Here is a 12,890-nt window from a genome sequence, read left to right as displayed (position 1 = left end):
TTAAAATTATTCAGTATATTGACTGCAGAGGATACGTTAAGTATGACTTCTAATGAATTTTTCGATAGTAACGAGCCAATGTCTATTCCTTCAAGTTTACTATCAACTGCAGATGGATCTGCCTTTTCTATCGCTTATGGCGCGAATGATACGTTGTGGGTTGTTGACCCCCAAGCTGATTTTGCCAATTCAAACGTGGTAAATCACCTATTAAGTCAGTATCAAAAAGGGCATAAAATTGGGCAGATTAATGTTGTGACAGGGCAGTCTTGTGCCGATCCGCAGTTACGACTTGAACAATCTCTAGCGGTGGTGTTCGACGAGTTGCCGTTAATTGAAGTAACGCAATTACCATTAAATTTGTTTGATAATTATGAGCTTAATAATTTGGTCATTACTGCCGATACGGTATACCGAATCGTCGGCGATACGATCACCAACAGTGAGCTGGGTAGAAAAGCACAACAATTGCACACATTATTGTCTACGTTAGCAACAGAACATGCTGTTGAACGATTCATCTTTGACGTTGAGTATCTATAGTCAATCCAGACGTTATAAAGACGGTGCCCCAGAAAGTGAGAAAGTGGGCACCGATCCATCCCCTAGCTACCACCAAACAACGATAGAAGTTATGAAGAAAGCATCTATTGTTTTCAATCTATAGTTATCTTAATTTCGTATGTCCCTCAAATTAACATTCTGAAAAACAATCATTTACATAGTATAAATGAAAAATAAGATTGAAATTTTGTTCCTATGAGAACATATTTTAGCTAATTTTAAAATAACACTATGTTTATAATGGATATTTTTTTGAATCAACGATAGTTCTTTGTGATAGGTCGTATTCTCATTTCTTGACGCAGCTCAAACTGAGGAGTAGTTTTCACTGCAAGAGTCAATTTAACCAATAAGTAATAATTGATTGTTATGACGAGTGTTGATCTTTCCTCTGACACGTCTGTGTTACAAAACCTCAACATTAACTCGTCGATATAATTGCCAATTTAAATGGTATTAAGATAAACGCGTCGAATGACGAATATTGACATCATGCAGGTAAACACAATGTGTGACTGCAGAGAGTTTTGCCGAGTTGCTATTTAACACATTTACGTGAATTGAATACTTTTCGACAGAACATCTCCTTGGTCCAATATCATGACTGACTAGAAGGCGAGACCTACGGCTCAACATAGGTAAAATCGCTCAGTGATGGTCGCGTTCGACTCAACTGTCCAATAACTTATTTACATTTTTAGACGTAACTAATGGTTCACGTCCAATTGTCGTACCTTTTAAATAGTTTCACTATGCTTAAGGGAAAACCATACAGATGTATTTTTAGTGTTATATGTGACAGTGTGACTTTAGTGAGAAAGTAATATGAGTATAAAAGAATACAACGGTTCCGCCGGTGGTTGGGGCGCACTAAAAAGTACCACGCGCCATTTATTTAAGAGCGAAAACGTTGCAAAGAACATCTCGAACTTATTACGTACTAACCAAGACCATGGGTTTGACTGCCCAGGGTGCGCTTGGGGTGAAAAAGGTGTTCCTGGACGGTTTCGTTTCTGTGAAAACGGAGCTAAAGCGGTAAACTGGGAAGCAACAACCCGTCGCGTTGATCGTGATTTCTTTGCGCAATATTCAGTTGAATGGTTAAACAAACAAACCGATTACTTTCTCGAATATCAGGGACGTCTCGCTGAACCTATGCGTTATAACGCGCAAACCGATCATTATGAACCAATCAGTTGGGAAGACGCTTATTCATTAGTGGGTCAACATCTCAATGCCTTAGAGATGCCAAATCAAGCTGAGTTTTATACGTCTGGTCGTGCAAGTAACGAAGCGGCGTATGTGTATCAATTATTTGCTCGTCGTTTTGGTACCAACAATTTCCCAGACTGTTCGAATATGTGTCACGAAGCGACGAGTGTCGCATTAGCACAAACGATTGGTATCGGGAAAGGCACGGTTACGATAGAAGATTTTGAAGTGGCTGATGCGATTTTCCTGTTTGGTCAGAACCCCGGTACCAACCATCCACGCATGCTAGAAACTCTATCGAGTGCCTATCGTCGTGGCGCAAAAGTCGTGGCGTTTAACAACCTTAAAGAACGTGGCTTAGAGCGATTTGCCAACCCGCAAAACCCAATTGAAATGATAAGTAACGGCTCTACGCCAACGACCAGCCACTATTTTATGCCTAAATTGGGCGGAGATATGGCAGCCATTCGCGGTATGGTCAAAGTGCTGTTAGCGCGTCATGATGAGGCGATGCAAAAGGGTGATTCCTTGTTTGATCTTGAATTTATTGAGGCACATACCCAAGGGATGGAGCGTTATCTTGAGCAAGTGCGTCAAACATCATGGGAACAGATCGCTGAACAATCAGGGCTCACACAAAACGAGATAACTCAAGCGGCTGATATTTATCAACACGCCAAAACACGTATTGTGACTTGGGCAATGGGCGTTACCCAGCACAAGCACTCTGTACCGACGATTCAGGAATTAGTGAATCTTCAGCTTCTATTTGGGCAAGTAGGTAAAGAAGGGGCTGGTCTTTGTCCTGTCCGTGGTCACTCTAATGTGCAAGGTGATCGCACGGTTGGGATTAACGAAAAACCAAGTGATGCATTTTTAGACTCATTGGAAGCGGTATTTGGTTTTAAACCACCACGTGAACATGGTCATAATGTTGTGAATGCGATTGAAGCTATGCTCGCAGGTAAAAGTAAGGTATTCATTGGTCTTGGCGGTAATCTAGTCGCTGCTGCACCTGATACCGATCGCGTGGCGAGTGCAATGCGTCAGTGCAACTTAACCGTCAATATCGCTACCAAACTTAACCGTAGCCACGTAAATCCTGGTCAAGATTCATTAATCTTACCGTGTTTGGGACGTACCGATATCGATTTGCAACACACAGGGCCGCAAAAAATTACCGTTGAAGATTCGTTCTCTATGGTTCATGCGTCATCAGGTCGAGTGGATGTTCGCGGTGAAGAGATGCGTTCTGAAGTGGCGATTCTATGCGGAATGGCCAAAGCAACATTAGGTAACGATCCGGTTGATTGGCAGTCATTAATCGATAACTACGATCATATTCGTGATTTAATTGAAAAAACAATTCCCGGCTTTAAAGACTTTAACCAACGTCTTGATGCACCGGGTGGCTTTTATCTAGGTAATTCAGCGCGTGATTTGCAATGGAATACCAAGCAGGGTAAAGCGCAAATCTCGGCGACCCAGCTTCCAGAGCAAGTGGTGCCGATAGATTCAGCTAATATGACGAAGAAACAGGTGTTTGTCTTACAAACGATGCGTTCACACGATCAATACAACACAACCATTTATGGCTATGATGATCGCTACCGCGGCGTATTTGGCGAACGTAATGTGGTATTTTTGAATGCCGAAGATATGGCTGTTCAGAATCTACAAGCCGGGGATCTCATTGATATTGAAACGCTATGGCATGATGGGATTAAACGCAAGATCGAAGGCTTTAAAGTCGTGCCATTCCAAATTGCGAAAGGGAACCTGGCCGCGTATTTTCCAGAAGCTAACGCGCTTATTCCTCTCAGCAGTAAAGGGGATTTAAGTGACACTCCGACATCAAAATCAATTGCAGTTATCATTTCACCCTCAACAGTGAGTCAAGATATCAACACGGTCGCAATCTAAATTTACCGATAATGTCCATTCAAAGCTCGCCATGTCGGCGAGCTTTTTTTGATCTTAGTGATGATTAATTAAAGACAGATCAACTAAGGTATTTTGTGTATCTAAGACATTAGCAATTGGGCGCGGCTTATTACCGGCCACCCCCATCAAACAGGGTTGTGGCATGGCTAAATAGAATCCCTGATAGAAGTCGATAGGTAATTGAGTCATTTCATCCCATTGGATACGTGTTTCTATTCCTTCTATGACGGTTAAAGCGTGACACTGTTGAGCGATAGTGACCGCGTTGAGTAAAGGGGCACGATTACCAGACATGTACTGCAGGAGCAAACTTCGATCTATTTTGATAATTTGAGGTTTAATCATATCAACCCGTTCTTTATTCGAAGCTTCTGTACCAAAATCGTCAATCGCCACATGAAAGCCATTGTTTTTGTAGTGATTGGTTATTTGTAATAGTTGCAGCTTGTCATCGAAAGGGAACTCTAATAACTCCATCACGATCTGCTGATTATCCAAATGTAATTTACCCAAGGTGGAAAAGAATTGCGCATAAAGCCGATCACTGTCGATACATTGTTCACCCACGGCCGGCAACATATTAAGGAACAGATTTAACTGGCAAAAGGGAGAGTGAGCAAAATTACGAATATGAATAGCACGACAGAGTCGCTCGACTTGAATTTTTTCTTCGTCACTGAAACAGTTGGAACTGAAGAAAAGATCCGGACGAATATGGGTGTTTTGCTCTGTCGTGATTCTCACAAGCGCCTCAACAGCCACAATATTGTATTGGCGGTTGAAGATAGGCTGATAGACACTTTGTAAAACTAACCCGTGATAGGAGGCGGTGTATTGACCGTAAGAATCGACATGGATGTATTGATGAAATGGTTGGTGCTTTGCTAATTCCATGCGAGTTTCCTTGCCTTGGTTAACGTGTGAACTGACGTTCGCGACAACGTATTAAAAAAAGTATAGGACACAATTTGGGCATTTACTCTAGTTACGTTGTCTTTACGAAACCTTACAGAAATTGTGTTTTAATTGCGGGAATTCGCGACATTTTGTTACTTAATTAGTCGTTTTAGGTCAAAAAAATTAAGGGATAAGTAGTGATTTACTGTCGGGGTAATAAATTGCGATAGAGAATGTGGAAGCACCTTGCTTGAACTTATTAAACTACCAATAGTCATAGAACAAGATATTGAGTTGGCCGTTACCCCCACTGCAAGACCGCATAGAGTTGGATATATTTACGGACTAATTGCTGGTTTTTAGAGCGTTTAAGTGGATGACCATATTTAAGATAGCAAGGGCTGATATTGAACAATTGCTCAAGTGTCTTCGTCATTTGAGATTCGCTTTCATAAAGATTGATCCCTTGAGTTTTATATTCTTCAATTTCATCAGGTAATTGCCCGGTCCACCAATGCAATAGCTCGCGGCTTTTCTGGCTACGACTGATCCAGTGATCGGTGAGAATCAGTAATAAATCACTGGGTTGAATCGCGTAGGAATATTCTTCTTTCCACTCATAAATCTCTCGCATTAATTTTTCGCGACATGTTTTACCTGCGCTCACCATATGGTGGGTAATAACCCACACTGACCCAGCATCACAGCTGATTCGATAATGGTGTGGCGCTTCTTTGTTGGCCATTGACTCTATAGGAGCATAATCACAAGGGTGACCAAACTCGGTCAGTGTCCGGGCTAAACGACGGGAAAATGCGAGGCCAAGGTGATGTTCACTCATTCCTTGATTATGAATAGTGGGATAGTGCTTCTCACACAATTTAAGGCAGTCAGCTTGGAACTCATTCACACTCTGAGTAAGAATATCCAATAACAATCGTGGTTCTCCTATCTGAGCGTAGGCAAGCGTTCAGATTTCATTAATATTAATCGTTGTCATTCAGGGCAGAACTGACCAAAAATAGGTTGTTGATTGGCGGTTAACAGGGCGACTGTATGCTCACTAACAACTAGGCTATTCGTAAATAACTTCAATGCGTTATTACTCTCTAACTATAATCGTGCAACGTGAATAGCGCAATTGTCTTCCAGTGATTAAGCGTGGCGTATCACGTAACATCCTGCAACGTTAATTTTGTTGAGAAACAAACCGGTTGTTCTTAATACTGCTATGTTGAGATTAGACTTACAAAATTACGTGCTTAATAAGATGCGCTGGGTAAGAAGGGGAAGCTATGCATACAGAATCAAAAGAAAATAGCCAGGTGAGCCATTATGGACGTGTTGCACGTTGGTTTCATTGGGCGTCTGCTGTCATTATTATTGCGATGTTTGCTCTAGGATTATGGATGATGCAATTGTCATTTTCGAGCCCATGGGCAGTGTCAGCCCCTAATTGGCATAAGAGCGTGGGCATTTTATTAGCTATTGTGACCGTTGCTCGTGTGTTTTGGAAACTCACTACCAAATCGCCAAGCATTGAAGGAAAACGCTGGGAACGCAATACAGCTCATATTGTGCACTGGTTAATGTATGTTGATTTATTTGTGTTGTTTATTAGCGGTTATGTTGTCGCGACCGAGTATGGAGATGATATCCGTTTGTTCGATTGGATAACGTTACCCGGTGTCACAAGTTGGTGGGCGGAGCCGCCGTATTTTATCGGCGAAATGCATCTGTACGCAGCTTGGGCGATGATAACAATGACGGTGGTGCATGTATTAGCTGCGTTAAAGCATCACCTAATCGACCGCGACAATACTCTGATTAAAATGCGCGGTGTTAAATAGCGATGCTCTTTACTCATCTTACTCTTAGCGAAAGTCCATCATTACATGTAATTATTAGCATTAGCCATGTGTAATATTCGTGACAGCGTCACCTTTATCAGACGCGGAATCTGCTGTTCGCCTTGCTGCTCTGCATAATTGACTATCTTTAGTGCCAAATCTGGTTTAGCATGTTTTTTCAATACCTTAGTTACTACCTTCTTGGCGGGTATTGGATGATCTAAGGGTAATCTTACTAAGGAGCGAAAGAAGGGTTCAAATCCATTGGCATAAAGAAAATGCTCGATATCTTTGTCAGGTAATTCGGTTAAACGGTGCGATACTTTATCGTGATGTAGCATTCCTTTTACAGTAGCGGAGTATTTTTTGCCTGCTTGATCGCCATCTGTGATGACATGCCAATCAATACCAAATGCTTGCGCAACTTTAATCATTGCTCGTAAACCTGATTGAGCAAACTCAATGATAGTAATCCCCTCGGCTGCTAGGTTGTAACCACACTGCCTTGCTAACTCGCTAAATAGCCACACTTCAGTTTCGCCTTCAACGAGAAGCCAACAACGCGCAAACAACACTCCAGAGCGATGAAACCGCAGGTGAAAGCCGATGCGTCTTAACTCATCGGAAGAGAGCTTTTGAGTTGGCATACTTAAAGAGAGGGTTTTATCTTGTTGTCGTACCAATCGGCGAATGGATGATAGTGGTACAGAAGAAACTAAGTCCGAGCTGTTCGTGGTGAGAATCTTCTGCATTGGCAACATCGCCAGTAAGCTCCATGCCCGAGCTAAATGGGTGGGATGCAAACGTCCTTCGGGATCTTCAATAATTAAAATAGGGCGGGCGCAGCGGCGTAAATCATTCGGGCCTTTAGCTTGCAAGTAGGTATTCAGTAAACGCAAAAACAGTAAATGCGTTTGGCGATTTTTGACGCCAATGACCATTTGATGAAGTGTTTGACCACTGTTTGACGGCGTATATAGTAAGCCATTATGTTCGGGCGAACGATAATGACGTGATTGATTCTTAAAAGAAAAATAATGCTCAATTAATATGTTCATCGCAGCAAGACTTGAGCGCATTTCACCTTTATTGACATGCCCAGGTATTGCCATTAAACGCCGGCAGGTATTATCAATCCGTTTTTCCATTCGTGCATTTTTATGGTCGCTATGACCGTTTTCACCATCTCTTGCAAAACGGCGCGAGTCTTTAAGGCGGATCACTGGGTGCAAACTCATGAGCTCTTGGGCGAGTTTCTCTTTGTGGTGGACACTAATAATTCGCCCAGAAAGATCTAAAAAATCGTATTGTGTTGTGACGATGTTGTTGATTAAGGACGCTGATAAACGATAAATAATGCGGGGTTCACCTTGTGATGTTTCACGCCAAATCGGTTTTAAACGACGATTTCGCCCTGAGAGGGGCTCTTTTTTATTGGTTGCTATAAAGCACAATATGATTTGTAAGTCTTGGCTTCTAGGTTGAGATAGTGAGTAATCGAGGTGAAAGTCTTTCTTTTGACATTGATAGAGCGAGCCGTCAGGAGGCAGCATGACCGATAGCGCATCAAGTAATGAAGATTTGCCCCAAGTATTTTCACCGATTAAGGTGGTTAATTCATCAAAACTTAACGATAAACGCCGAATTCCCCGAAATCCTGAGATCTCAATTCTATCTAAATGCATAGGCGCTCTCCACTTAGTTCATCTGTGGTCCGGACTTGATTTAAGTTTAGAAGAAAAAATGAATAAAAGCAGTCTCTTATAACGCAAATAATGAGATTTAATCGTTGAGCGAAAGATAAAGAAGAAAGGTAAGGTGAATATGAAGAATATTTTCCTATCGTTAACGGCAAGACCAATGAGATGTGGTAGAGTGGAAAGCTTAGATTAGCACCTTATTGTTTAGTTACTATCCCAATAAACTCAAGTGTTGCATGTGATTTCAGGGATAGAGAAGAGGGGATATGAACGAATCAAAGCATAAGACGACTGTCACTCTGGCACATATTAATGATACTCACTCTTACTTTGAGCCTACTTCTCTGCAATTGCAGTTAGACATTGACGGGGAGCGCCTTACTCCGTTTGTGAGTGCGGGGGGATTTGCCCGTATTGCCACTCGTGTCGCGCAGTTGCGCAGTGATTCTGAACGGCAAAAACGCCAGTTTTTATTTCTGCATGCGGGGGATTGCTTTCAAGGTACCCTCTATTTCTCCTTATTTAAGGGGAAAGTGAACATTGATATGCTTAATGCTCTAAACATCGATGCAATGACGTTGGGAAATCATGAATTAGATATGGGAAATGAACCCGTAGGCCGTTTTGTCCGCAATATTCAGTTTCCATTGCTTGCGGGAAATTGGGATCTTTCATCAGAGCAAAAAAAGCGTTATCCATTGGCGAATCAGCCGAATATTAAAGCGTATGATAATGCGCATTCTTGTGCGCGCTGGATTGTAAAAGGTGAAGCGCAGCATCGTGTTGCTATTTTTGGTTTATCGCTCGATAAAATGGCGGAAATAGCGAACCCTGACAATGATACTCCCTTTGTTGATGCGGTCGAGGTTGCACGCAACACGGTCGAGGCCATTCATCGTGAAGGGATTCGTAATATCATATTACTGAGTCATCTGGGCTATGAGAACGATATTGAGCTGGCTGAGCAGGTAACAGGCATAGGTTTGATTGTTGGCGGGCATAGTCATGTTTTACAAGGTGACTTTCGCTCAGTTGGCTTATCTCAACACGATGATTACGGCCTACGTATAAATGATACGTATATCGTACAAGCAGGTTATTACGCTTTAGCGTTAGGCCATTGTGAGATCGATTTTGATCAAACCGGTAAAGTGGTGCGATTTTGTGGGCAGAATGAATTGTTACTAGGAAGACGATTATTCTTAGATGCGACTATGAATCAAGAGGGCATGGATCACCTGCATAAAGAAGCATGTGTGTATCTGGAAAAACATCCTCAAGTGGTTGTCTGTAAGAAAGATCCTGATGTTCAAGGGATTCTGCAAAGAAAATATATGCCTCAAGTTCGTGAGTTACAGCAACAGGTTGTTGCCCACGTTCCGGCACCAATTCGCCATGTTCGTATTCCCGATGAAAAAGGCGCCAGCCAACTCGCTCCATTGGTCGCTCGTGGTTTTTATGAAGCGATGCAAGCTGAAGGTCATACTGTCAATTTCGCCATGCATAATGCTGGTGGCATTCGAGCGTCTATCCAATCAGGTCCACTCACAAAAGCCGATATTATTGGTAAATTATTACCATTTGCTATTCCCATTGGTGTCTATCGTGTTAAAGGCAGCACAATAGCAAAACTGTTGGAAGGTGCGATAAATAATGCGACGAATAACGGCGTTGAAGGAACGGGCTCTGGTAGCTATCCGTATACTTATGGGCTTAAATTTCAGTACGTTGCAAATAAACCGAAGGGACAAAGGATAGAGCAGCTACGAGTACTAGAAAATGGCTTTTGGCGACCCGTCGATGCGAATCGGCGCTATACCGGGGTGTCTTCCGCTTATACGATCAAAGGTAAAGAAGGTTATGATGCCTTTGACGAAATATTGGATACACCGGTGATGAGCCAACATTCAATGGCAGATACCTTTGTTAAACTGGTTACTGAGCGTCCAGAATTACTTATAGAAAACGCCAATTATGAATACATTAATCAATAGTGGCTTAATAATTGCTTTATAACTTGATATTGGATTAGGCGGCAAGCGTATGCCATCTCTCAATAGGCAAGCTAGAAGAGTAATTAACCAAAGAGGACACTATTGTGTGGAGCAAAGACTGGTTAGATACATTAATGGTTATTGTTTGGATCAGTGTGTGGGTTGCGATTGCTTACGTAGTACCGTTTACCAGTAGTTAAACGAGTGTACACCATACTTTATGAATGAGTATGTCGATGAAACGGCGTACTAATTGAATAGTTATTCATGTTAAGTTCTCACTTCATTCGCATTACTTAAAGTAATGCGAATTTACAAAATATGTCATTTCTCTGTTGCTAGATAAGTGCTTAAAGTATGCACAAATCTTGAGTGACCGATGGGAGGTGCTTATGTCTCAAGCGATGAATATCGGAACTTATCTAATTGAAAATTCCGTGTCCTCACAAACTAAAATTGATAAGAAAAACTATTCGGTTAATTTCAAAGGATTGATGTCACACTTAGCTGACGTATTATTCGTTAGCCAAGGCCATAAGGAACAGTTTTATACAGGTGAATTGTCTGCTCATCTTCAACGTGATATTGGTATCTATCGTTAGTAAAAATTGAGTAATTATAAGAAAGCCGGCAAATTGCCGGCTTTGTTGTCTCTATACCTAAGTCACGTCAGGTGCTGTTTCAGCGAGACTGAATACTGCATCTTGAGGTCATTTACATATAATAATTACTGTTCAATCGTTAACTTGTATTGACCAGAACCAGAATAGGCCAAAATCAACACGTAATAGTATCCAGATTGCGCATCATAACTAATGGCTTCATCGGATGAACCTTCCGTTTGCGATACAGCAACAGCTTGCCATTCATTATTTTGGTATTTATACAGTGCCATACCAAAATCGGTATTGGCTGCTCCAGAAAGTGAAATGTTCAATACTTGCTCTTGGTTAAGCTGAAAGTAGCTGCCATTAGGTTCGACAACCGATGAATACTGATCGATATTACCCGCATAAACAAGATCATTTGTATCGGTATTTGTCTCATCGTTCGTCGAGCTACCATCTGTTTCTTGGTTGTTGCCTTGCTCTGATGAACTAGAACCTGTATCTGATGATGCCGTGGATAGGAAAGAGATCGTTTGCCCAGGTTGTGATACATCTGTGATAGTTAAGCCAGATTCGCTGCCATCCCACCATAGAGAGTTGGTTCCCTTGGTCGTTAAAGCGTTAGGTAATGTGGCGGTAAATTCACCGTATTCTGTATAGACATCAGTGGCATCACCTTGGTTAACGTAATTTTCAGGATCACGATTGCCATCAGCATGTTCCATTTGGATGTAGGGATGCCACTCGTTATCACGGTCACCATTACTGTCTACGTGGTAAATAGCGAGGCCAGACCCCGGTTGTTCGCTGTTTTGACCTTGTTGGTTAATCGCTTCAATATAAAAGGCTTCACCGGAATTGTTTGGGTTAGTCCACTTATATTCATGATTACTCATGTTTGTTAGTGAAAGGCGACCGCTCGGCGCATTGCTATCTACTGCTGGGTTCAGTTCAGTGATTGTTTCCCAACCGACTAAATCACGCAGTGGTGACACAGGCGCTGTTGGGTTATACATAGATTTATAGCCTACAGCGCCATATCCCATGATTCCGTAGCTAGCAACAGAGCCGTAAGAACTACCGTCATAATCGTAAAGATCTGGCCAATCGAAGAGTAGGTGTCCTGATTCATGAGCAAATGTACCTATCGACAGGCTACTGCCCATGTCTGAAATCTGATATTTGCTAGTACACACACCATCGGCACAAAATTGTGGCGACAACCAGCCCATATGTGGCCACAGTCCTTTTGACCAAGAACCGCCTGATGTGCCAGCATACAAGAAGTTAAGTCCGCGGATCTGCTTGTTGCTATCGGTTGATAGTGTGGAGAAATCAAAACCTTGTTCATTCTCCAACCAATTTAGTGCTTCAGTGATCAGTTCGCGAGCGCGTAAAGAAAATTCTAAGCTTTCATCGGTATAGTATGCCTTATTGTGCTTGGCTGTGTAGTACCCCACAACGGTGTTTGTGTAGTCCACTTTGCCTGCAGACACCGATTGGTAGTAGCCGCGGATGGATTCTTTGTTATTAAACTCTGAATAATTTTCTGCGTTTAAAAAGTTATTGATTTGGGTTTTCGTCATTGTTCCCGCTTCATCAGGGAACTGAATCATGATGGTTAAACCTTGGATTTTACCAATAACGTGTTTATCGCTGACTGCAGTTTTCGATGACATGAGCCATGAATATTGAGACGTTTCTGGTTGCAAAAGTTTATCGCGCGCTTGTTCTGCTAACTTTAAGCGAGCTGCACGGGATAATCCTTGTTGCGCTTGATAATGTTTAACGAATTTAGAAGCCGAAAGGGCATTGGTACTGATCGTCGTCTTCTCTGTTGCGAGTTCACCAGTAGAGATAAGTTGACTGCCATCTTGTGATACTTTCGCATATGCCATACCTTTTAGGTCAGCATCATAAATAACGAGCTTTCCGGTCGTGGTGCGTTGTTCAGCATAGTAGTCGTTACCGTCTAAACTAAGGGTGAGTTTTTCGCCATTAGGTTGAGTATATTGGTAAGTTTGACCTTTATATGGAATCGCCGCATGGCTCATCGCAGAGATTAAAGATAAACATAAAATACCACTGCTTAATTTAATTTTCATTAATAAGTATCCTGCT

General features: G+C 42.0%; 9 protein-coding genes. 5 read left to right on the top strand and 4 right to left on the bottom strand.

The genetic code is table 11. The features are described from left to right. Positions 1–42: 42 nt before the first annotated feature. Both I1A42_RS19550 and I1A42_RS19545 read left to right on the top strand, forming a co-directional pair. Positions 43–543: a hypothetical protein gene (locus I1A42_RS19550; RefSeq protein ID WP_196124557.1), complete on the top strand. Its 501-nt coding sequence runs from the start codon at positions 43–45 to the stop codon at positions 541–543. 846 nt (positions 544–1,389) lie between these two features. Then, entirely contained in the window at positions 1,390–3,699 is a 2,310-nt protein-coding gene (locus I1A42_RS19545) for an FdhF/YdeP family oxidoreductase (protein ID WP_196124556.1), read from the top strand. A 54-nt stretch (positions 3,700–3,753) separates the two neighbouring features. Here the strand turns inward: I1A42_RS19545 and I1A42_RS19540 are convergent, their stop codons facing one another. Both I1A42_RS19540 and I1A42_RS19535 read right to left on the bottom strand, forming a co-directional pair. Further along, positions 3,754–4,614: an EAL domain-containing protein gene (locus I1A42_RS19540; protein WP_196124555.1), complete on the bottom strand. Its 861-nt coding sequence runs from the start codon at positions 4,612–4,614 to the stop codon at positions 3,754–3,756. A gap of 304 nt (positions 4,615–4,918) precedes the next feature. Continuing rightward, the gene (locus I1A42_RS19535) at positions 4,919–5,554 is read right to left on the bottom strand and encodes a hypothetical protein (protein WP_161155871.1); all 636 of its coding nucleotides are present in this window, start codon (positions 5,552–5,554) and stop codon (positions 4,919–4,921) included. A 358-nt stretch (positions 5,555–5,912) separates the two neighbouring features. Here I1A42_RS19535 and I1A42_RS19530 point away from each other — a divergent pair, with 358 nt between their 5' ends. Continuing rightward, a complete protein-coding gene (locus I1A42_RS19530; protein ID WP_196124554.1) occupies positions 5,913–6,467 on the top strand; it encodes a cytochrome b in 555 nt (184 codons plus the stop codon). 41 nt (positions 6,468–6,508) lie between these two features. Here the strand turns inward: I1A42_RS19530 and I1A42_RS19525 are convergent, their stop codons facing one another. Beyond that, positions 6,509–8,152, bottom strand: a complete 1,644-nt coding sequence (locus tag I1A42_RS19525) for a DUF2813 domain-containing protein (protein WP_161155867.1) — start codon at positions 8,150–8,152, stop codon at positions 6,509–6,511. A gap of 281 nt (positions 8,153–8,433) precedes the next feature. Between I1A42_RS19525 and I1A42_RS19520 the strand changes: the two genes are divergently transcribed. Next, positions 8,434–10,161: a bifunctional metallophosphatase/5'-nucleotidase gene (locus tag I1A42_RS19520; RefSeq protein WP_196124553.1), complete on the top strand. Its 1,728-nt coding sequence runs from the start codon at positions 8,434–8,436 to the stop codon at positions 10,159–10,161. A gap of 392 nt (positions 10,162–10,553) precedes the next feature. Then, complete coding sequence (locus I1A42_RS19515; RefSeq protein WP_161155863.1) at positions 10,554–10,763, top strand: hypothetical protein; 210 nt, start codon at positions 10,554–10,556, stop codon at positions 10,761–10,763. 125 nt (positions 10,764–10,888) lie between these two features. On the opposite strand, the gene I1A42_RS19510 is transcribed toward I1A42_RS19515, so the two are convergent. Then, positions 10,889–12,874: a M6 family metalloprotease domain-containing protein gene (locus I1A42_RS19510; RefSeq protein ID WP_230389666.1), complete on the bottom strand. Its 1,986-nt coding sequence runs from the start codon at positions 12,872–12,874 to the stop codon at positions 10,889–10,891. Between the last annotated feature and the right edge of the window lie 16 nt (positions 12,875–12,890).

Source organism: Vibrio nitrifigilis (assembly GCF_015686695.1).
GTDB classification, from domain to species: domain Bacteria; phylum Pseudomonadota; class Gammaproteobacteria; order Enterobacterales; family Vibrionaceae; genus Vibrio; species Vibrio nitrifigilis.
The sequence above is the reverse complement of the archived record's forward strand: the minus strand, read 5'-3'. Positions and strand labels throughout refer to the sequence as shown.